The sequence below is a fragment of the bacterium SCSIO 12827 genome (genome assembly GCA_024397995.1).
Classification (GTDB): Bacteria; Pseudomonadota; Alphaproteobacteria; order Rhodospirillales; family Casp-alpha2; genus UBA1479.
In genome coordinates this window covers 1,606,211-1,628,074 of the sequence record CP073746.1, presented here as the reverse complement: position 1 = coordinate 1,628,074, position 21,864 = coordinate 1,606,211, and the positions used below count along the sequence as shown (strand labels likewise).

The window sequence follows — 21,864 nt, the reverse complement described above, 5'->3', positions numbered from 1 at the left end:
ATTAGCCCCTCTTCGCCTTCTTGTCGGCAGCGTGGCCGTGATAGGTCCGGCTCGGCGAGAATTCGCCGAACTTGTGGCCGATCATTTCCTCGGTCACCAGGACGGGGATGAACTTCTGGCCGTTGTAGACGCCGAAATTCAGACCCACGAACTGGGGCAGAATGGTCGACCGGCGAGACCAGGTCTTGATCACCGAATTACGTCCGGACGCCCGAGTTTCTTCTGCCTTCTTCAGCAGATAACCGTCGACGAAAGGACCTTTCCAAACGGAACGTGACATCGATCGCTCCTTTACCGCTTCTTACGGACGTGACGCGACCGCATGATCAGCTTGTCCGTTTTCTTGTTGTTCCGGGTCTTCTTACCCTTGGTGGGCTTACCCCACGGGGTCACCGGATGGCGGCCGCCCGAGGTGCGGCCTTCGCCGCCGCCATGCGGGTGGTCGATCGGGTTCATCGCAACACCGCGGACCGACGGGCGCTTGCCAAGCCAGCGCTTGCGGCCGGCCTTGCCGATCTTGGTGTTCTGCTGATCCGGGTTGGACACGGCGCCGATGGTGGCCATGCACTCGCCACGGACCATGCGCAGTTCACCGGATGACAGGCGAATCTGGGCGTAGCCCTGATCCTTACCGATGATCTGAGCGTAGGTACCGGCGGAACGAGCCAGCTGGCCGCCCTTGCCCTGCTTCATCTCCACGTTGTGGACGATGGTGCCGACCGGGATGTTCTTCATGGGCATCGCGTTGCCCGGCTTGATGTCCGCATACTCGCCGGAGACGACCTTGTCCCCGGGGCGCACGCGCTGCGGCGCCAGGATGTAGGCGATCTCGCCGTCTTCGTACTTCACCAGGGCAATGAACGCCGTGCGGTTGGGATCGTATTCCAGCCGTTCGATGGTCGCCTCGACGTCGTACTTCTGACGCTTGAAGTCGATGACGCGGTAGCGCTGCTTGTGCCCACCGCCAATCCGGCGCGCGGTGATGCGACCCGTATTGTTGCGGCCGCCCTTCTTACGCAGGCCTTCGGTCAGCGTCTTTTCGGGCTTGCCCTTATAAAGATCGCTGCGGTCCACCAGAATAAGGCCCCGGCGGCCGGGCGTTGTCGGTTTAAATTGTGTCAGAGCCATTGGTCTCTGCCCTTTTTCTTCTCAAATCCCGTAGGGAACCCCGAAAGGCCCCTAGATACCCGTGGTCACGTCGATAGAGTTGCCTTCGGCCAGCGTAACGACAGCCTTCTTGGCATCGGCACGCTTGCCGGGGCGACCGCGGAAACGTTTTGCCTTCCCCTTGGAGATCAGCGTGTTGACCGAAGTCACCTTCACTTTGAACAATTCTTCGACGGCGGCTTTAACTTCGAACTTGTCGGCGTCCATGGGCACGAAGAAGCTGACCTGATTGTGTTCGGCCATCAGGGTGGCTTTTTCGGTGATCACCGGACGGCGCAGGATTTCCATCATGCGCTCTTTCGAAATCGTCGCGTTGTTGGGGCTGTAGCGGCTCATTTCAAGCGCTCCGTCAGCTTGTCCACGCCGGCCTGGGTAATCACCAGGGTATCGCGACGCAGGATGTCGTAAACGTTGGCCCCGCCGGACGGCAGCACATCGATGCCGATCAGGTTGGCGGCCGCCTTGGCGAAGTTCGTATCGACCTGCTCACCGTCGATGACCAAAGCACGGCCCCAACCCAGCTTTTCCAGCTGCTTGGCCAGTTCACTGGTCTTCGGCGCCTTCATGGCGGCGCTGTCGATGATGACCAGCTTGCCTTCTTTCTGCTTCGCGCTGATGGCCGACTTAAGGGCCAGGCGGCGAACTTTCTTCGGCAGGTCGTGGCTGTGGTCGCGGACGACCGGACCAAACACGATGCCACCGCCGCGCATCTGGGTCACATACTTGGACCCCTGACGGGCGCGGCCCGTGCCCTTCTGCTTGAAGGGTTTGGCCCCCGTGCCGTTGATTTCGGAACGGCCCTTGGTCTTGTGCGTGCCGGCACGGCGTTTGGCGAGCTGCCAATTGACCGTGCGCGCCATCAGGTCGCCGCGGACGTCGATCCCGAAGATCGCTTCGTCCAGGTCGATGTCACCGACCTTCTTATTGGCGAGCGAGATAATGTCCAGCTTCATCGCCCTTATTCCTTGCTCTCGCCGTCGGCGTCGCTCGCCGCAGCGTTTTCAGCGCCGGTATCCTCGGCAACGGCCTGCTCGGCCGGCGCTTCGGCTTCCGCCTGCTGCGTCGCGATGTCCTCTTCGGACGGCGCCGCCGCATCTTCGCTCACATCCTGGCCACCCTTCAGGGCAGCCGGGAACGGCAGACCTTCAGGCTGGGCCTTCTTCACCGCGTCGCTGATCAGCACGAAGCCGCCCTTCGAACCCGGCACGGCACCCCGCACCAGGATCAGGCCCCGCGCTTCGTCGGTCGCGACGATCGGCAGGTTCTGAACGGTGCAGCGCTTGTTGCCCAGCTGGCCGGCCATCTTCTTGCCCTTGAACACGCGGCCCGGATCCTGACAGTGACCCGTGGAACCGTGCGAACGGTGCGAGATGGACACGCCGTGAGAGGCTCGCAGACCACCGAAGCCGTGACGCTTCATGGCGCCGGCAAAACCCTTACCGACCGAAGTACCGACCACGTCGACCATCTGGCCGTCGATGAAGTGGGCCGCCGACAGTTCGGCGCCGACGTCGATCAGGTTGTCTTCCGACACCCGGAACTCACGCAGCCGCTTGCCCGGCTCCACCTTGGCCTTCGCGTAATGTCCGCGCAGCGCCTTCGGCATGTTCTTCGGTTTACCCTTGCCCCAGGAAAGCTGAACCGCCGAATAGCCGTCCTTTTCCATGGTGCGCTGGGCCACGACATGAACGCTGTCCACCTTGAGGACGGTCACCGGCAGGTGCCGGCCGTCTTCTTGGAAGACGCGGGTCATGCCCAATTTCTGTGCGATCAATCCGGTCCGCATAATCGTACCCTTTAGAGCTTGATCTCGACGTCAACGCCGGCCGCAAGGTCGAGCTTCATCAGCGCGTCCACGGTCTGCGGCGTCGGATCGACGATATCGAGCACCCGCTTATGGGTGCGGATTTCAAACTGTTCCCGGGACTTCTTGTCCACGTGCGGCGACCGCAGCACCGTGTACTTTTCGATCCGGGTCGGCAAAGGAATGGGGCCGCGCACCGAGGCGCCGGTCCGCTGGGCCGTATTGACGATTTCGCGCGCGGACTGGTCCAGCACACGATGGTCAAACGCCTTCAGCCGAATTCTTATGTTTTGTTGGTCCATGGCTCTTGCCCCAAAAGTTCGCCGGCCCCTTTCGAGGGGGGCCGGCTGAACGGTTACCCTATTCGATGATCTTGGAAACGACGCCGGCACCGACGGTGCGGCCGCCTTCGCGGATGGCGAAGCGCAGGCCTTCGTCCATGGCGATCGGCGCGATCAGATTGACGACCATCGAGATGTTGTCACCCGGCATGACCATTTCCGTGCCGGACGGCAGTTCAACCGTGCCCGTCACGTCCGTCGTGCGGAAGTAGAACTGCGGACGATAGTTCGAGAAGAACGGCGTGTGACGCCCGCCTTCATCCTTCGTCAGGATGTAGGCTTCGCAATCGAACTTCGTGTGCGGCGTGATCGAACCCGGCTTGGCCAGAACCTGGCCACGCTCGACTTCCTCGCGCTTCGTGCCGCGCAGCAGCACACCCACGTTGTCCCCCGCTTCGCCCTGATCCAGAAGCTTGCGGAACATTTCAACGCCCGTGCAGGTCGTCTTCGTCGTATCCTTGATGCCGACGATCTCGATTTCCTCGCCGACCTTCACGACACCCCGCTCGATGCGGCCCGTCACAACCGTGCCGCGGCCCGAGATCGAGAACACGTCTTCGATCGGCATCAGGAACGGCTGGTCCTTCGGACGGTCCGGCTGCGGAATGTAGTCGTCAACCGCCTTCATCAGCTCCAGAACCGCGTCGTGACCGGTCGCCTTGTCGCTGTCTTCCAGCGCCGCAAGGGCCGAGCCCTTGACGATCGGAATGTCGTCGCCCGGGAAGTCGTAGGACGACAGAAGCTCGCGGATTTCCATCTCGACGAGCTCCAGAAGCTCCTCGTCGTCGACCTGGTCGACCTTGTTCATGAACACGACAAGCGCCGGAACGCCGACCTGACGCGCCAGAAGGATGTGTTCGCGCGTCTGCGGCATCGGGCCGTCTGCAGCCGACACAACCAGGATCGCACCGTCCATCTGCGCCGCACCCGTGATCATGTTCTTCACATAATCCGCGTGACCCGGGCAGTCGACGTGCGCGTAGTGGCGGTTCTCCGTCTCGTACTCAACGTGCGCCGTCGAAATCGTGATGCCGCGCGCCTTCTCTTCCGGAGCCTTGTCGATCTGGTCGTACGCCGAAAACGTCGCGCCGCCCGTCTCCGCAAGCACCTTCGTGATCGCCGCCGTCAACGATGTCTTGCCGTGGTCAACATGGCCAATCGTGCCGATGTTGCAGTGCGGCTTATTACGTTCAAACTTCTCTTTTGCCATCTCTTGATACTCCCTTCGGCGCCTTGGCCTTAACCGGCCAGACGGGTCTGGATTTCCTCTGAAACTTGGGACGGAACCACTTCGTAGTGGTCAAACTGCATGGTGAACTGGGCGCGGCCCTGGCTGAGTGAACGCAGGGTGTTCACATAACCGAACATGTTGGCCAGCGGCACATGGGCATCGATGACGCGCGCGTTGCCGCGCTGATCCATGGCGTTGACCTGCCCGCGACGCGAGTTCAGATCGCCGATGATGTCACCCATGTACTCTTCCGGGGTCACGACTTCGACGTTCATCATCGGCTCCAGCAACTGCGGGCCGGCCTGACGGCAACCTTCGCGGAACGCCGCGCGGGCGGCGATTTCGAAGGCCATGACGCTGGAGTCAACGTCGTGGGAGTTCCCGTCATACAGCGTCGCCTTGATCCCGGTCACGGGGAAGCCGGTGAGGACACCCGATTCCATGGAGGACTTGAGGCCCTTTTCGACACCCGGAATGTATTCCCGGGGGACGTTGCCGCCGACGACGGTGTTTTCGAACTCAAAGCCTTCGGGGATCGGCTCGAACTTGATCTTGACCCGCGCGAACTGACCCGAACCACCGGTCTGCTTCTTGTGGGTGTAATCCACATCGGCTTCGCGGCTGATGGTTTCGCGGTAAGCGACCTGCGGCTGGCCGACGTTGGCGTCGACCTTGAATTCGCGGCGCATGCGATCGACCAAAATTTCCAGGTGAAGTTCGCCCATGCCCTTGATGACCGTCTGACCGCTTTCCTGGTCGGTGGTCACCCGGAAGGACGGATCCTCGGCAGCCAGACGATTGAGAGCAACGCCCATCTTTTCCTGGTCAGCCTTGGTCTTCGGCTCGACAGCCACTTCGATAACCGGCTCCGGAAACTCCATGCGTTCCAGGATGACCTGGTTCGACGGATCGGACAGCGTATCGCCCGTCGTGGTGTCCTTGAGACCGACCACGGCAACGATGTCGCCCGCAAAGGCTTCTTTGATTTCTTCACGGTTGTTGGAATGCATGAGCAGCATGCGGCCAACGCGCTCGCGCTTGCCCTTGACCGTGTTCATGACCGAGGAACCGGCTTCGAGCTTGCCCGAATAGATACGGATAAAGCCCAAGTTACCGACGAACGGGTCGTTCATGATCTTGAACGCCAGAGCCGCGAAAGGTTCGCTGTCCGAGTTGTTGCGCGTGATTTCCTTTTCAGGATCATCAGCATCCACACCCGTGATGGCGGCCACATCCGTCGGCGCCGGCATAAAGTCGACAACCGCATCAAGAAGAGGCTGCACACCTTTGTTTTTAAAGGCGGAACCAGTCAGAACGGGAACGAAGGCGCCAGCCAAAGTGCCCTTGCGGATGCACTTCATCAGCGTAGCAACATCGGGCTCATTGCCTTCAAGATAGGCTTCCATCGCCGCATCATCCTGATCGACGGCCAGCTCGATGAGCTTTTCGCGGTATTCCGCGGCCTTGTCGGCGAGATCGGCGGGGATGTCCTTGTATTCGAATTCAGCACCCAGGCTTTCATCTTTCCAGACGATGGCCTGATTCTTCACCAGATCGACAACACCCAGGAACTTGTCCTCGGAGCCGATCGGCAGCTGCAGCACCATCGGCGTGGCACCCAGGCGGTCGATGATCATATCGACACAGCGATAGAAGTCGGCACCGGTGCGGTCCATCTTGTTGATGAAGCACATACGCGGCACACCGTACTTGTCGGCCTGACGCCACACGGTTTCGGACTGCGGCTCGACACCGGCGACCGAGTCGAACACCGCGACGGCACCGTCGAGCACGCGCAGCGAGCGTTCGACTTCGATGGTGAAGTCGACGTGGCCCGGGGTGTCGATGATGTTGACGCGATGGTCACGCCAGAAGGTCGTGGTCGCGGCGGACGTAATGGTGATGCCGCGCTCCTGCTCCTGCTCCATCCAATCCATGGTGGCGTTGCCGTCGTGGACTTCGCCGATCTTGTAGGACTTGCCGGTGTAGTAAAGGATGCGTTCGGTCGTGGTCGTTTTGCCGGCATCGATGTGAGCCATGATGCCGATATTACGATAACGATCGAGGGGAGTTTGGCGTGCCATGTATTTAATCCATAAACCCTGGGGTTACCACCGATAGTGGGAGAAGGCTTTGTTGGCCTCAGCCATCCGGTGCGTGTCCTCCCGCTTCTTCACAGCGGCGCCGCGGTTGTTGGCGGCATCCAGAAGCTCGCCCGACAGCCGCTCCGTCATGGTGTTTTCAGAACGCTTGCGCGCATGATCGATCAACCAGCGGATGGCAAGCGCTTGACGGCGGTCGGAGCGGACTTCGACCGGCACCTGGTAAGTCGCGCCACCGACACGGCGGGAGCGCACTTCGATGGACGGCTTCACGTTGTCCAGCGCTTCATGGAAGACCTTGAGCGGATCGGTGCTCGTCTTCTTTTCAATCAGATCCATGGCACCGTAGACGATCTGTTCCGCGGCCGACTTTTTGCCGTGATACATCAAGCTGTTGGTGAACTTGGACAGAACCAGATCTCCGAACTTGGGGTCCGGAAGAATCTCACGTTTCTCTGCGCGATGGCGACGGGACATGAGTCGAACTCCTTACTTCGGGCGCTTGGCGCCGTATTTGGAACGGCGCTGGCGGCGATCGGAAACGCCCTGGGTGTCGAGAACGCCACGCAGGATGTGGTAGCGCACACCGGGCAAATCTTTGACGCGGCCGCCGCGGATAAGAACGACCGAGTGTTCCTGGAGGTTGTGACCCTCACCTGGGATGTAGCTGGTGACTTCGAACCCGTTGGTCAGACGCACACGAGCAACCTTACGAAGGGCCGAGTTCGGCTTCTTCGGGGTCGTCGTGTAGACACGGGTGCAGACACCGCGCTTTTGCGGGCAGGCCTTCAACGCCGGAACCTTGTTGGAGGTCGAGGGCGCCTTCCGCGGCTTGCGGATCAATTGGTTAATCGTCGGCATACGTTTCTCAATTCCTTGCCGCGCCGGACCTCATGGTCCGGCCAAACCTTCGTTATGTCCTAAGCGCCCTTGCGGTGCGCCGTAATTCCCAGCGCGCCACCGGCGCGAAAGACGTCTCTTCAACGGAAACGACGCTCAGAAGCAGATCCCCTGAATTATTCGGGTGGGGATCACCCTGGCGCCGCGCGCTGCCCTTTAAAGGGCAAAAACGACAACCTCAAGGCCTCAAACGAGGCGGCCCTGAGGAGCCGTTCGGAAAAAACATCCCTACACTTGCCGCATCGAGGGTCGCGTTTAGTGCCTTAAAAAGCCCGGAATTCCAAGCCTTTTGAGGCACCACCACCGGCCCCTGCGAAGTGGAGCGCACTATATGGACGCGCCCCCCCGCCGTCAAGCGGAAACCGGCATTTAATTAGCCGGCAAAAAACGGCGGAAATCCAAGGGTAATCCGCCTGTAACAAAGAGAACGGCGATACCTCCCCTCCCCCCGTTCCCGGGGATTTGGGGAGGCATCGAATCCCGTTATCAGTCCGCGTCGACCGTTTGCGCGGCTTCGCTGGCCGCCAGGGCGGCCGATTCCTTGTTTTCCGCGTCGATCGCGGCCGCATCGCTGTCCCGTTCCGTGGCAATGGCGCGGAATTGCTTCATGATCGCACCAGTACCGGCGGGAATCGGGCGGCCAACGATAACGTTTTCCTTCAGGCCGATCAGGTGATCGACCTTGCCGGAAACCGCTGCTTCGGTCAGCACGCGGGTGGTTTCCTGGAACGATGCCGCCGAGATGAAGGACCGCGTCTGCAGGCTGGCCTTGGTGATCCCCTGAAGAACGGGCTCCCCGTGGGCCAGCTTGCCGCCGCGTGCCGCCGCCTGGGCGTTGGCTTCGTCCATTTCCACTCGGTCGATCTGCTCACCGACAAGAAGCGTGGTATCGCCGGCTTCGGTGATTTCCACCTTCTGCAGCATCTGACGAACGATGACTTCGATGTGCTTGTCATCGATCTTCACGCCCTGCAGGCGATAGACGTCCTGGATCTCGTTGATCAGGTACTCCGCCAGAGCCGGCACGCCCAGCACACGCAGAATGTCGTGCGGCACCGGGTTACCATCCATGAGCGCGTCACCGACCCGCACATAGTCGCCTTCCTGAACCGAGATGTGCTTGCCCTTGGGAATCAGGTATTCCACGGGTTCTTCCCCGTCCTCGGTCGGCACGACCAGAATGCGGCGCTTGTTCTTGTAGTCCTTGCCGAATTCCACGCGGCCTTCGTTTTCGGCGATGATCGCGTGATCCTTGGGCTTGCGGGCTTCGAACAGTTCCGCGACGCGCGGCAGACCACCCGTGATGTCGCGGGTCTTGGCCGATTCACGCGGGATGCGGGCGATCACGTCACCGGCATAGACACGTTGGCCGTTTTCCACGGACAGGATGGCGTCGACCGACAGGAAGTAACGGGCTTCGAGGCCGTTATCCAGGGCGATGACCTCGCCCTTGTCGTCACGCAGAGTGATGCGCGGCTTCAGATCGTTGCCACGGGGCTGCTGCTTCCAGTCGATGACGACCTTGGACGCGATGCCGGTGGCTTCGTCCATGCGCTCGGTGATGGACAGGCCTTCGACTAGGTCGACGTAGTTGGCGGTCCCTTCCTTCTCCGTGAGGATCGGCAGGGTGAACGGATCCCATTCCGCCATCTTATCGCCGCGTTCGACCTTGGCCTTATCCTTGACCAGCAGACGGGCGCCGTACGGAATACGGTGACGCGCCCGTTCGCGCTTCTTGTTGTCGATCAACAGAAGTTCGGCGTTACGCGCCATGATGACCTCGACCCCGGCCGAATTCTTGACCGTGGTGCAGTTGCGCAGTTCAACCTTGGCGTCCGCCGAGGCTTCGATGGCCGACTGCTCGGTACCGCGCTGGGCGGCGCCGCCGATGTGGAAGGTCCGCATGGTCAGCTGGGTGCCCGGCTCGCCGATGGACTGAGCCGCGATGACGCCGACCGCTTCGCCGATGTTCACGGTCGTGCCGCGGGCCAGGTCACGGCCGTAGCACTTGCCGCAAACACCGTCCTTCTGCTCACAGGTCAGGACCGAACGGATGCGCACGGTTTCCACGTCCGCTTCCTCGATCGCCGCGCAATGCTCTTCGACGACCATTTCGTTCTTGGCCACGATCACATCGCCCGTCGTCGGGTGCAGGATATCGTCAGCCGCGGTGCGGCCAAGGATCCGTTCCGACAGCGGCGAAATCACTTCGCCGCCTTCGACGATGGCGCTGATGGTCAGGCCGCCGTCGGTGCCGCAATCGTGATCGACGATGATGCAGTCCTGAGCAACGTCGACCAGACGGCGGGTCAGGTAACCCGAGTTCGCCGTCTTCAAGGCGGTATCGGCCAGACCCTTACGGGCACCGTGGGTGGAATTGAAGTATTCCAGCACGGTCAGGCCTTCCTTGAAGTTGGAAATGATCGGCGTTTCGATGATTTCACCGGACGGCTTGGCCATCAGGCCGCGCATGCCGGCAAGCTGCTTCATCTGAGCGGCCGAGCCACGGGCACCGGAGTGGGCCATCATATAGACCGAGTTGATCGGCTCTCCTGGGCGTTCCGTCGAGATGTCCTTCATCATGGCGTCGGCGACCCGGTCCGTGCATTGGGCCCAGGCATCGACAACCTTGTTGTACTTTTCGCCCTGGGTGATCAGGCCGTCCATGTACTGCTTTTCGAATTCCTTGGCCCGCGTTTCGGTCTCGGCAACCAGCTTTTCCTTTTCCTTCGGAATCACCAGGTCGTCCTTGCCGAACGAAATGCCGGCGCGGCAGGCATAGCCGAAGCCCATCGTCATCATGCGGTCGCAGAAGATTACCGTCTCCTTCTGACCACAGAAGCGATAGACCTCGTCGATCAAGGTGGTGATGTCCTTCTTGGTCAGCACCTTGTTGATCAGATCGAACTTGATCTTGGGATTGCGCGGCAGGATTTCTGACAGCATGAGCCGACCGGCCGTGGTTTCCACGCGTTGAACAATGGAGTCGCCATTGTCGTCCACAGTACGGAATCGCCCCGTAACCTTGGCGTGCAGGCTAACTACACCGGCATCCAGCGCCTGCTGGATTTCGCCGGCATCGCTGAACAGCATGCCTTCGCCCTTCTCGCCATCCCGCTGCATCGTCACATAGTAAAGACCAAGAACGATGTCCTGCGAGGGCACGATGATCGGCTTGCCGTTGGCCGGGCTGAGGATGTTGTTGGTCGACATCATCAGCACTCGGGCTTCCAACTGCGCGTCAAGCGACAGCGGCACGTGCACGGCCATCTGGTCACCGTCGAAGTCGGCGTTGAAGGCGGCGCAAACCAGCGGGTGAAGCTGAATGGCCTTACCTTCGATCAGCACCGGTTCGAACGCCTGGATGCCAAGACGGTGCAGGGTCGGCGCACGGTTCAGCATGACCGGGTGTTCGCGGATGACCTCTTCAAGGATGTCCCAGACTTCGGGACGTTCCTTTTCCAGCATGCGCTTGGCCGCCTTGATGGTGGTCGCCATGCCGTAGAGTTCAAGTTTGGAATAGATGAACGGTTTGAACAGTTCGAGCGCCATCTTCTTCGGCAAACCGCATTGATGGAGCAGCAGTTCCGGACCGACGACGATGACCGAACGGCCGGAATAGTCGACGCGCTTGCCCAGCAGGTTCTGACGGAACCGGCCCTGTTTACCCTTCAGCATGTCCGACAGCGACTTCAACGGGCGCTTGTTGGCGCCCGTGATGGCGCGGCCGCGACGGCCGTTGTCGAACAGGGCATCGACGGATTCCTGCAGCATGCGCTTTTCGTTGCGGATGATGATTTCCGGGGCACGCAGTTCGATCAGCCGCTTCAAACGGTTGTTGCGGTTGATGACGCGGCGGTACAGATCGTTGAGATCCGACGTCGCGAAGCGGCCGCCATCGAGCGGCACCAACGGGCGCAGTTCGGGCGGGATGACCGGAACGACTTCCAGGATCATCCATTCCGGACGCGCTTCGGACGCAATGAAGGCCTCGATCAGCTTCAGGCGCTTGACCAGCTTCTTGCGCTTGGCCTCGGATCCGGTTTCCTCCAGATCCATGGTCAGGTTGGTCAGTTCTTCCTCAAGGTCGATCGCCGACAGCATGTCGCGGATGGCCTCGGCGCCGATACCGGCGGTGAAGGAATCCTCGCCGTATTCATCGACCGCGTTCTGATACTGCTCTTCGGTCAGCATCTCGTGCAGCTTGAGCGGCGTCAGGCCGGGTTCGACAACCACGTAGTTCTCGAAATACAGAACCCGTTCCAGATCCTTCAGGGTCATGTCGACCAGCAAGCCGATGCGCGACGGCAGCGACTTCAGGAACCAGATGTGAGCGACCGGCGATGCCAGTTCGATATGGCCCATGCGCTCGCGCCGGACCTTCTGCAGGGTGACTTCCACGCCGCACTTTTCGCAGATGATGCCCTTGTACTTCATCCGCTTGTACTTGCCGCACAGGCATTCGTAATCCTTGATCGGACCGAAGATGCGGGCGCAGAACAGGCCATCCCGCTCCGGCTTGAACGTGCGGTAGTTGATCGTTTCCGGCTTCTTGATTTCGCCGAACGACCAGGACCGGATACGTTCCGGCGAAGCGATGGAGATCTTAAGTTCGTCGAACTGCTGGGTCGCCGCGGGCGTCCCGAAGATGCGCATCAGTTCGTTCATGTCTACTTCTCCTTCAAAGCGCTAAATGACGCTTGTTCTCTAATGAGTGCGCGTCAGTGCGCTTAGTTCATTTCCACGTTCAGGCCGAGCGACTGCAGTTCCTTCACCAACACGTTGAAGGATTCCGGCACCCCGGCTTCGAAGGTATCGTCGCCTCGGACGATGGCTTCGTAGACCTTGGTGCGGCCGGACACGTCGTCCGACTTCACGGTCAGCATTTCCTGCAGCGTATAGGCGGCGCCGTAGGCTTCGAGCGCCCAGACTTCCATTTCGCCGAAACGCTGGCCGCCGAACTGCGCCTTGCCGCCCAACGGCTGCTGGGTGACCAGCGAATACGGGCCGATGGAACGCGCGTGGATCTTGTCGTCGACCAGGTGGTGAAGCTTCAGCATGTAGATGTAGCCCACCGTGACCTTGCGTTCGAAGGTTTCGCCCGTCCGCCCGTCGATGAGGACCATCTGACCGGAGGAATCGAGCCCTGCCTTCTGCAGCATGTCGACGATGTCGGATTCCCGGGCACCGTCGAACACCGGTGTCGCGATCGGCACGCCGAACGTCAGGTTGGTGCCCAGCTCCGCGACCTCTTCGTCGGTCAAGTCGGCGATATCGGACTTGTAGACGTCGTTGCCGTAGATGTCCTTGAGCAACGCCTTCAGCTTCTTGTTGTCGCCGTTGGTCGCGTGCATTTCCTCCATCAGGCCGCCGATCTGGCGCCCCAGGCCGGCACAGGCCCAGCCCAGGTGGGTTTCCAGAATCTGCCCCACGTTCATACGTGACGGCACGCCAAGCGGGTTGAGCACGATGTCGACGGGCGTGCCGTCTTCCAGGTGCGGCATGTCCTCGATCGGCACGATCTTGGAAATGACCCCCTTGTTGCCGTGACGGCCGGCCATCTTATCGCCCGGCTGAAGCTTACGCTTCACGGCAACGAAGACCTTGACCATCTTCATGACGCCCGGGCTCAGGTCGTCACCGCGCTGCAGCTTGTCGACCTTGTTGTCGAAGCGTTCCTGCAGCTTTGCGATGTCTTCCTCGAACTGAGTCTTGAGGGCCTCGACGTCCTTCATGATCTTGTCGTTTTCGACCACGATCTGGGCCAACTGGCCGACAGTGTACTGCGACAGGACGTTGTCGGTCAGCTTGGTGCCGGCCTTGAGCCCCTTCGGACCACCAGCAGCCTTGCGGTTGACCAGAAGCGCCTTCAGGCGTGCTTCGAAGGACCGTTCCAGGATGCGGCGTTCGTCGTCGCGGTCCTTGGCCAGGCGTTCGATTTCCGACCGTTCGATGGACAGGGCACGTTCGTCCTTGTCGACGCCGCGGCGCGAGAACACGCGGACTTCGACGATCGTGCCGTTGACGCCCGGCGGCAGGCGCAAGCTGGTGTCGCGCACGTCCGAGGCCTTTTCGCCGAAGATGGCGCGCAGAAGCTTTTCTTCCGGCGTCATCGGGCTTTCACCCTTCGGCGTGACCTTGCCGATCAGGATGTCGCCCGGCTCGACCTCGGCGCCGATGTACACGATACCGGCTTCATCCAGGTTCTTGAGGGCTTCTTCACCGACGTTCGGAATGTCGCGGGTGATTTCTTCCTGACCCAGCTTGGTGTCACGGGCCATGACTTCGAATTCCTCGATGTGGATCGAGGTGAACACGTCGTCTTTCACGATGCGCTCACTGATCAGGATCGAGTCTTCGAAGTTGTAGCCGTTCCACGGCATGAACGCGACGAGCACGTTGCGGCCGAGGGCCAGATCACCCAGGTCCGTGGACGGACCGTCGGCGATGGTATCGCCCTTTTCGACCCGGTCACCGACCTTCACCAGAGGCTTCTGGTGCAGATAGGTGTTCTGGTTCGAACGCTGGAACTTGTTCAGGTAGTAGATGTCGACGCCGGTGTCGGCGCTGGTGCTTTCCGATTCGTCCGCGTGGACAACGATACGGGTCGCGTCGATCTGATCGACGGTTCCGCCGCGCCGCGCCACGATGGTGGCGCCCGAATCACGGGCAACCGGTGCTTCCATGCCGGTTCCGACCAGAGGCGCTTCGGCCTTGATCAGCGGAACGGCCTGACGCTGCATGTTCGAGCCCATGAGCGCGCGGTTGGCATCATCGTTTTCCAGGAACGGGATCAGCGCCGAGGCGACCGAGACAAGCTGCTTCGGCGAGACGTCGATGTAATCGATGTCTTCAGGGCGGACCATCACGAAGTCCCCGCCCTTGCGGCAGCTGACCAGGTCGTCGACGAACTTGCCGTTCTTGTCCAGATCGGCGTTGGCCTGGGCGATCACGTAGCGCCCTTCTTCCATGGCCGACATGTACACGACGTCAGAGGCGACCTTACCGGCCTCGACCTTGCGGTACGGGGTTTCGATGAAGCCGTATTTGTTGACCCGGGCATAGGTTGCCAGGGAGTTGATCAGACCGATGTTCGGGCCTTCCGGCGTTTCAATCGGGCAGATGCGGCCGTAATGGGTCGGGTGAACGTCACGCACCTCGAAACCGGCACGTTCGCGGGTCAGGCCGCCCGGCCCGAGGGCCGACAGGCGCCGCTTGTGGGTCACTTCCGACAGCGGGTTGGTCTGATCCATGAACTGCGACAGCTGCGACGAGCCGAAGAACTCACGCACCGCGGCGGCCGCCGGCTTGGCGTTGATCAGATCGTGCGGCATGACGGTGTCGATATCGACGGACGACATGCGTTCGCGGATCGCGCGCTCCATACGCAGCAAGCCGATGCGGTACTGGTTTTCCATCAGTTCGCCGACCGAGCGCACCCGGCGGTTGCCCAGGTGATCGATGTCGTCGATTTCACCGCGGCCGTCCTTCAGTTCGTGCAAGGTACGCACGACCTCAAGAATGTCCTGGCGCCGCAGGACGCGAACCGTGTCCTCGGTCTCGAAGCCAAGGCGCGCGTTCATCTTGACGCGGCCGACGGCCGACAGGTCGTAACGCTCGGAATCGAAGAAAAGTCCCTTGAACAGGGCTTCGGCGGTATCCAGCGTCGGCGGCTCACCCGGGCGCATGACCCGATAGATATCGATCAGCGCTTCCTCCCGGGACGAGTTCTTGTCCACGGCAAGCGTGTTGCGCATGTACGGACCGACGTTGATGTGGTCGATCGACAGGGTCGGAACCTTGGTGATCTTGGCTTCCGTGAAGGATGCCAGGACTTCCTCGGTGATTTCCTCACCGGCCTCGATATAGACCTCGCCGGTTTCCTCGTTGATGAGGTCCTCGGCAATGTAGCGGCCGATCAGGTCTTCCGCCGGCACCAGGATGTCCTCAACCTTGGAGGATTCCAACTTGGCAATGGTGCGCGCGGTCATCTTGGTGCCGATTTCAAGCACGACCTTGCCGGTCTTGGCATTAACCAGATCGCTGGTCAGTTTCTGACCCTTCATGCGTTCGGCGTCCAACGGCGTCTTCCAGCCGTCCTTGACCTGCTCGAACACGACCTTGTCGTAGAAATAGGCCAGGATGTCCTCGGCCGACATGCCGAAGGTTTCCTGCGCATCGAGGGTTTTGCCTTCCTCGGCGCGGGTTTCACGCAGCAGTTCCGTCACGTCGTTGTCGAGCGCCATCAAAAGCGTCGTCACCGGCAGCTTGCGCCGGCGGTCGATGCGCACGTAGATCAGATCCTTGGCGTCGAATTCGAAGTCCAGCCAGGAACCGCGGTAGGGGATCACCCGGGCGGCGAACAGGTATTTACCCGACGAATGGGTCTTGCCCTTGTCGTGATCGAAGAACACGCCGGGCGAACGGTGCATCTGCGACACGATCACACGTTCGGTGCCGTTGATGACGAACGTGCCGTTGGACGTCATGAGCGGCATATCGCCCATATAGACGTCCTGTTCCTTCACGTCCCGGATGGACCGCGCGCCGGTTTCCTCGTCGACGTCCCAGACCACGAGGCGCAGGGTCACCTTCAAGGGGGCCGCGAAGTTCATGCCGCGCTGCTGGCATTCCTCGACGTCGTACTTCGGTTCCTCGAACTCGTAGCGGACGAATTCAAGGGTGCCGCGCTCTGAGAAATCCTGAATCGGGAAGACGGAGCGGAAGACCTCCTGAAGGCCGGTATTGGTCCGGTCCTCGGGCTTGGTTTCACGCTGCAGGAACTGTTCGTAGGACGTCTTCTGGACTTCGATCAGATTCGGCATTTCGGCGACGCACTGCAGGCGGCCGAAATCCTTCCGAATGCGCTTGCGACCGGTAAACGTATTGGGCATTGAATGACCTCACGACGTACAAAATATGTGTCCCCGGCCGGATCTCCGACGGGGTCGCCCCTCGACATTCGGCCGCCGTGACCGATTGCCTTGGCCCTGCTCTTGATCCGGACGCGGTCAGGTGTCGGGGAGACAGCCACATGACCGATGGCCCGGCGGGGCCCCTTATCCACTTTCCCGGTCCCGGCAAGACCTGATACGGGCGGACAAGGTTTAGTCGGGTGGACCGCGGGAGGCTGTTAATGCCCCACCGCGGTCCGAACTCGTCACCGGGCGTCAGAGCGGCGCCCGATGTTCAGTAAAAAGAAACTACTTCAGCTCGACGGTGGCGCCGGCTTCTTCCAGTTGCTTTTTGAGTGCTTCGGCTTCGTCCTTCTTCACGCCTTCCTTGACGGGCTTCGGCGCGCCTTCGACCAGGTCCTTGGCTTCCTTCAGGCCCAGGCCGGTGATGGTGCGGACTTCCTTGATCACGTTGATCTTCTTTTCGCCGGCAGCGGCCAGGATGACATCGAATTCATCCTTTTCTTCGGCTGCTTCGGCACCAGCGCCGGCACCCGGCGCGGCAGCGGCGACAGCCACCGGAGCAGCGGCGGAAACGCCCCACTTTTCTTCCAGCAGCTTGGAAAGTTCGGCCGCCTCAAGGACGGTCAGGCCGGACAGGTCTTCAACGAGTTGTTCGAGGTTTGCCATTGTAAAATCTCCTACGGCTTGAACGGTTGTAATCGGTATTGATCAGGAGGCTCGGTTAGGCCGCCTCGCCCTGCTTTTGTCCATAAGCCGAAATGACTCGGGCAACCTGACCCGCCGGGGCCTGAAGCACACCGGCGATACGGGTTGCCGGGGTATTCAGCATACCGACGAGCTTGGCGCGCAGTTCATCCAGCGACGGCAGCGTGGCCAGGGCCTTGATGTCGTCGACAGCAAGTTCCTTTTCGCCAAGCGCACCACCAACAAGCACCAGCTTTTCGTTCTTTTTGGAGAACTCGACCGCCGCTTTGGCGGCTGCCACCGGGTCCTGCGAATACGCCATCGCGGTCGGACCGGTGAACAGATTGCTGATGCCCTGGAACTGCGTTCCTTCTAGGGCGAGACGCGTGAGCCGGTTTTTCGTCACCTTGAACTTGGCCCCGGCCTCGCGCATGCGGTCGCGGAGATCACCCATCTCGGCCACGGTCATCCCGGAATAGTGGGTGACAACGACGAGATTCGTCTCGTTGAACGCATCCTTGAGGGACGCAACCAATTGTTCTTTGTCTGATCGGTCCACGGATCGTCTCCAGTAGTTGATCCGGACTGCCACCCCTGAAGGTCACAGGCCGAACCGTTGCACCTAAGGCCTTTGCCTCGCGGCCGCCCGGCGGGCGGTCCAAAACAAAGACCAGCTCGCCTGTCCAGTGCAGTCGTTCAAGCCGCTCAACTGCCGGCCCCCAATCAGGGCACCCGCAGGAAAACGGTTTCACCACTGTCTCGGCAGGCGGGTTTCCCCATTAAGCCCCCTCCAAATCAAGGGAGCGCCTACTGTCTGGGACAGGTGGGTCGGGATCGACAAGCCATCAAGGCCCTGGATCCCTTCCCTTTCCGCGTCCCCGGAATTGCTTCCGGTTGGCGGAAATTCTTAAATCGCGGCCGCCTGCCCTAGAGGGCGAAGCTGGCCACGTTGATCTTCACGCCCGGGCCCATGGTCGACGACAGGCTGACACGCTGCATGTACGTGCCCTTCGCGCCCGACGGCTTGGCCCGGTTGATGGCGTTGACGAAGGCGGCAATGTTCTCGCGGATCTGATCTTCCGAGAAGCTCGCCTTGCCGACGCCGGCATGGATGATGCCCGCTTTTTCGACGCGGAATTCAATCTGACCGGCCTTCGCCGCCTTGACGGCGCCGGCGACATCCGGGGTCACCGTACCCAGCTTGGGGTTCGGCATCAGGCCGCGCGGGCCCAGAACCTTACCCAGGCGGCCGACGATGGCCATCATGTCCGGGGTCGCGATGACGCGTTCGAAATCCATCTGACCGTTCTGCACGGCTTCCATCAGGTCCTCGGCACCGACCACATCGGCACCCGCCTTGCGGGCTTCCTCGGCCTTGGCATCCTTGGCGAACACGGCGACGCGGACGCTTTTGCCCGTACCGTGCGGCAACGCGACCATACCACGGACCATCTGGTCGGCATGGCGCGGATCGACGCCCAGGTTGATAGCCAGTTCGATCGTTTCGTCGAATTTGGCCGTGGCGTTAGCCTTGACCATCTTCACCGCGACATCCAGGTCGAGCGCTTCGTCCCGGTTGATGCCTTCTGCGACAGAGCGCAGGCGCTTTCCGAATTTACGTGCCATCGTTCCTACTCCACCACTTCCATGCCCATGGAGCGGGCCGAGCCGGCCAACATGCGGCAGGCGGCTTCCACGTCCGTGGTGTTGAGGTCGGCCATCTTCACGGCGGCGATTTCGCGCAGCTGCGCCATGGTCACCCTGCCCTTGCTTTCATGGCCCGGCTTGTTGACGCCCTTCTGCAGCTTGGCGGCCTTCATCAAAAGGAAGCTGGCCGGCGGCGTCTTGGTGACGAACGAAAACGTGCGATCGCCGTAGGCCGTGATGACCACCGGAATCGGCATGCCGGGTTCCATGTTCTGCGTCTGTGCGTTGAACGCCTTGCAGAATTCCATGATGTTCAGGCCGGCCTGGCCGAGCGCCGGCCCGACAGGCGGTGACGGGTTGGCTTGCCCCGCCGGAATTTGGAGCTTGATCAGCCCCGCGATCTTCTTCGCCATTTCTCTATCCTCAGTCTTTCAAATGGCCGTCCGGAGCATCGCCCCCTTGGCCGGGTTACGCCCCCGACGACATTCGATGCCGTTGGGGGCCTGAAGAGCGTGGTACGGCCAATGGCGGGCCTCCCACGCGGTTAAATTATTGCCGGGTCTATACTTTTTCGACCTGGCTGTATTCCAATTCGACGGGCGTGGCGCGTCCGAAGATGCTGACCGCGACCTTAACCCGCGAGCGCTCTTCGTCGACTTCCTCGACCATGCCGTTGAACGAGTTGAACGGCCCATCGCACACCCGGACCTGCTCGCCCACTTCGAAGGTGACGCTCGGCTTCGGCCGGTCGACGCCTTCCTTGACCTGGTACAGGATACGCTGGGCCTCGGCCTCGGAAATCGGCACGGGCCGACCCTTGCCACCCAGGAAATCGGTAACCTTGGGCGTGTTCTTGACCAAGTGCCAGGTTTCGTCCGTCAGGTCCATTTCGACCAGGATATAACCCGGGAAGAACTTGCGTTCCGCGTTGATCTTCGCCCCCCGGCGCATTTCGACGACGGCTTCCGTCGGCACCAGGACCTGAGGGATAAGTTCCTCCATCCCGGCCTGACGGGCCTGCTCCTCGATCGACTGGGCGACCTTCTTTTCGAAGCCAGAATAAACGTGAACGACGTACCAGCGCAGTGCCATGGATCAGCCCCCCAGTCCGAAGACAAGGCGAATGCCGAACTGCAAAACCTGGTCAACGACCAGGAAAAACAGCGCGGCGATGATCACCATGACGAAGACCATGGCGGTGGAAACGCCAGTCTCCTTGCGCGACGGCCAGGTCACCTTCGCCGCCTCTTGGCGGACTTCCTGGATGAACTGGGCCGGGTTGGTTTTTGCCATAAGTGTTTATCCGACTTCTTTTAAGTAAGGCTTCTTCGCCTTGTTCGTACGCCGACGGGGCTGTCTGCAAGATCCGCCGAAACAGCCCCCTCGAAAGTGGCAGGGGCACCAGGGCTCGAACCCGGGACCTGCGGTTTTGGAGACCGCCGCTCTACCAACTGAGCTATACCCCTAAAGCCGCTTCGGTCATCCGGCGCCTGAACCACGGGTCCGGGCGCCAGCCAGGTGACCTTGCTCTATATAGTCGGCCCCGTTCCTTTATTCGATGATCTTGGAAACGACGCCGGCACCGACGGTGCGGCCGCCTTCGCGGATGGCGAAGCGCAGGCCTTCGTCCATGGCGATCGGCGCGATCAGATTGACGACCATCGAGATGTTGTCACCCGGCATGACCATTTCCGTGCCGGACGGCAGTTCAACCGTGCCCGTCACGTCCGTCGTGCGGAAGTAGAACTGCGGACGATAGTTCGAGAAGAACGGCGTGTGACGCCCGCCTTCATCCTTCGTCAGGATGTAGGCTTCGCAATCGAACTTCGTGTGCGGCGTGATCGAACCCGGCTTGGCCAGAACCTGGCCGCGCTCGACTTCCTCGCGCTTCGTGCCGCGCAGCAGCACACCCACGTTGTCCCCGCTTCGCCCTGATCCAGAAGCTTGCGGAACATTTCAACGCCCGTGCAGGTCGTCTTCGTCGTGTCCTTGATGCCGACGATCTCGATTTCCTCGCCGACCTTCACGACACCCCGCTCGATGCGGCCCGTCACAACCGTGCCGCGGCCCGAGATCGAGAACACGTCTTCGATCGGCATCAGGAACGGCTGGTCCTTCGGACGGTCCGGCTGCGGAATGTAGTCGTCAACCGCCTTCATCAGCTCCAGAACCGCGTCGTGACCGGTCGCCTTGTCGCTGTCTTCCAGCGCCGCAAGGGCCGAGCCCTTGACGATCGGAATGTCGTCGCCCGGGAAGTCGTAGGACGACAGAAGCTCGCGGATTTCCATCTCGACGAGCTCCAGAAGCTCCTCGTCGTCGACCTGGTCGACCTTGTTCATGAACACGACAAGCGCCGGAACGCCGACCTGACGCGCCAGAAGGATGTGTTCGCGCGTCTGCGGCATCGGGCCGTCAGCAGCCGACACAACCAGGATCGCACCGTCCATCTGCGCCGCACCCGTGATCATGTTCTTCACATAATCCGCGTGACCCGGGCAATCGACGTGCGCGTAGTGGCGGTTCTCCGTCTCGTATTCAACGTGCGCCGTCGAAATCGTGATCCCGCGCGCCTTCTCTTCCGGGGCCTTGTCGATCTGGTCGTACGCCGAAAACGTCGCGCCGCCCGTCTCCGCAAGCACCTTCGTGATCGCCGCCGTCAACGATGTCTTGCCGTGGTCAACATGGCCAATCGTGCCGATGTTGCAGTGCGGCTTATTACGTTCAAACTTCTCTTTCGCCATTGTTCGGTCTCGTCTGTCTGGTGTTACGTGAGAACTGTTTGGTATCGCTCGACGCCCGAAAGCGCCTTGAAAATGCTCCTGCTGTCCCCTTGCCGGGTCACGCCGCCAAAAAGGTTGGAGCGGGTGAGGGGAATCGAACCCCCGTCGTAAGCTTGGAAGGCTTCTGCTCTACCATTGAGCTACACCCGCTTGGCGTCGCGCCGCCTTGCAAGCCCGTCCGCCCTAACATGGGACTTGAGTTCAACTATTTCTATTCGCCGCACCGCACTCTTCTTAAACGTCGTCTTATCCGCTCACCGCACCTGTCATCCTGGCAGTTCACCAACCGG

General features: G+C 61.0%; 18 protein-coding genes, 2 tRNA genes and 1 pseudogene. All 21 read right to left on the bottom strand.

Going from position 1 to position 21,864, the window contains the following annotated elements; all coding sequences use genetic code 11:
* Nucleotide 1 precedes the first annotated feature (1 nt).
* Complete coding sequence (rpsS, locus tag KFF05_07540) at nucleotides 2-280, bottom strand: 30S ribosomal protein S19 (GenBank protein UTW53193.1); 279 nt, start codon at nucleotides 278-280, stop codon at nucleotides 2-4.
* Nucleotides 281-291: 11 nt separating this feature from the next.
* Nucleotides 292-1,128 carry a 50S ribosomal protein L2 gene (gene rplB / locus KFF05_07535; GenBank protein UTW53192.1) on the bottom strand — a complete coding sequence of 279 codons (837 nt, stop codon included), beginning with the start codon at nucleotides 1,126-1,128 and terminating at the stop codon, nucleotides 292-294.
* Nucleotides 1,129-1,179: 51 nt separating this feature from the next.
* Complete coding sequence (locus KFF05_07530) at nucleotides 1,180-1,503, bottom strand: 50S ribosomal protein L23 (protein ID UTW53191.1); 324 nt, start codon at nucleotides 1,501-1,503, stop codon at nucleotides 1,180-1,182.
* Entirely contained in the window at nucleotides 1,500-2,120 is a 621-nt protein-coding gene (gene rplD / locus KFF05_07525) for a 50S ribosomal protein L4 (protein ID UTW53190.1), read from the bottom strand. Before rplD ends, KFF05_07530 begins: the two co-directional genes overlap by 4 nt.
* Nucleotides 2,121-2,125: 5 nt before the next feature.
* Complete coding sequence (gene rplC, locus KFF05_07520; GenBank protein ID UTW53189.1) at nucleotides 2,126-2,953, bottom strand: 50S ribosomal protein L3; 828 nt, start codon at nucleotides 2,951-2,953, stop codon at nucleotides 2,126-2,128.
* Between the two features lie 11 nt (nucleotides 2,954-2,964).
* Entirely contained in the window at nucleotides 2,965-3,273 is a 309-nt protein-coding gene (gene rpsJ / locus KFF05_07515; protein ID UTW53188.1) for a 30S ribosomal protein S10, read from the bottom strand.
* 58 nt (nucleotides 3,274-3,331) lie between these two features.
* On the bottom strand, nucleotides 3,332-4,522 hold the full coding sequence (tuf, locus tag KFF05_07510) for an elongation factor Tu (GenBank protein ID UTW53187.1): 1,191 nt from the start codon (nucleotides 4,520-4,522) through the stop codon (nucleotides 3,332-3,334).
* A 29-nt stretch (nucleotides 4,523-4,551) separates the two neighbouring features.
* Nucleotides 4,552-6,627 carry an elongation factor G gene (gene fusA / locus KFF05_07505; GenBank protein ID UTW53186.1) on the bottom strand — a complete coding sequence of 692 codons (2,076 nt, stop codon included), beginning with the start codon at nucleotides 6,625-6,627 and terminating at the stop codon, nucleotides 4,552-4,554.
* A 24-nt stretch (nucleotides 6,628-6,651) separates the two neighbouring features.
* Nucleotides 6,652-7,122, bottom strand: coding sequence for a 30S ribosomal protein S7 (gene rpsG / locus KFF05_07500; protein UTW53185.1), 471 nt, complete (start codon nucleotides 7,120-7,122; stop codon nucleotides 6,652-6,654).
* A gap of 12 nt (nucleotides 7,123-7,134) precedes the next feature.
* Nucleotides 7,135-7,506 (bottom strand): 30S ribosomal protein S12, encoded by a 372-nt coding sequence (gene rpsL / locus KFF05_07495; GenBank protein ID UTW53184.1) that lies wholly within the window; start codon nucleotides 7,504-7,506, stop codon nucleotides 7,135-7,137.
* A gap of 525 nt (nucleotides 7,507-8,031) precedes the next feature.
* The gene (gene rpoC / locus KFF05_07490) at nucleotides 8,032-12,213 is read right to left on the bottom strand and encodes a DNA-directed RNA polymerase subunit beta' (protein UTW53183.1); all 4,182 of its coding nucleotides are present in this window, start codon (nucleotides 12,211-12,213) and stop codon (nucleotides 8,032-8,034) included.
* Between the two features lie 62 nt (nucleotides 12,214-12,275).
* Nucleotides 12,276-16,439: a DNA-directed RNA polymerase subunit beta gene (gene rpoB, locus KFF05_07485; GenBank protein UTW53182.1), complete on the bottom strand. Its 4,164-nt coding sequence runs from the start codon at nucleotides 16,437-16,439 to the stop codon at nucleotides 12,276-12,278.
* Between the two features lie 309 nt (nucleotides 16,440-16,748).
* On the bottom strand, nucleotides 16,749-17,129 hold the full coding sequence (gene rplL, locus KFF05_07480; protein ID UTW53181.1) for a 50S ribosomal protein L7/L12: 381 nt from the start codon (nucleotides 17,127-17,129) through the stop codon (nucleotides 16,749-16,751).
* Nucleotides 17,130-17,184: 55 nt separating this feature from the next.
* Nucleotides 17,185-17,706, bottom strand: coding sequence for a 50S ribosomal protein L10 (gene rplJ / locus KFF05_07475; GenBank protein ID UTW53180.1), 522 nt, complete (start codon nucleotides 17,704-17,706; stop codon nucleotides 17,185-17,187).
* A gap of 368 nt (nucleotides 17,707-18,074) precedes the next feature.
* Nucleotides 18,075-18,773 carry a 50S ribosomal protein L1 gene (gene rplA, locus KFF05_07470; GenBank protein ID UTW53179.1) on the bottom strand — a complete coding sequence of 233 codons (699 nt, stop codon included), beginning with the start codon at nucleotides 18,771-18,773 and terminating at the stop codon, nucleotides 18,075-18,077.
* Nucleotides 18,774-18,778: 5 nt separating this feature from the next.
* Complete coding sequence (gene rplK, locus KFF05_07465; GenBank protein ID UTW53178.1) at nucleotides 18,779-19,207, bottom strand: 50S ribosomal protein L11; 429 nt, start codon at nucleotides 19,205-19,207, stop codon at nucleotides 18,779-18,781.
* Nucleotides 19,208-19,355: 148 nt separating this feature from the next.
* A complete protein-coding gene (gene nusG / locus KFF05_07460) occupies nucleotides 19,356-19,886 on the bottom strand; it encodes a transcription termination/antitermination protein NusG (GenBank protein ID UTW53177.1) in 531 nt (176 codons plus the stop codon).
* A 3-nt stretch (nucleotides 19,887-19,889) separates the two neighbouring features.
* Nucleotides 19,890-20,087, bottom strand: coding sequence for a preprotein translocase subunit SecE (gene secE, locus KFF05_07455; protein ID UTW53176.1), 198 nt, complete (start codon nucleotides 20,085-20,087; stop codon nucleotides 19,890-19,892).
* A gap of 97 nt (nucleotides 20,088-20,184) precedes the next feature.
* Nucleotides 20,185-20,260 (bottom strand) — tRNA-Trp (locus KFF05_07450).
* An 85-nt stretch (nucleotides 20,261-20,345) separates the two neighbouring features.
* A pseudogene (tuf, locus tag KFF05_07445) lies at nucleotides 20,346-21,535 on the bottom strand (elongation factor Tu).
* 115 nt (nucleotides 21,536-21,650) lie between these two features.
* Nucleotides 21,651-21,724 (bottom strand) — tRNA-Gly (locus KFF05_07440).
* Nucleotides 21,725-21,864 lie beyond the last annotated feature (140 nt).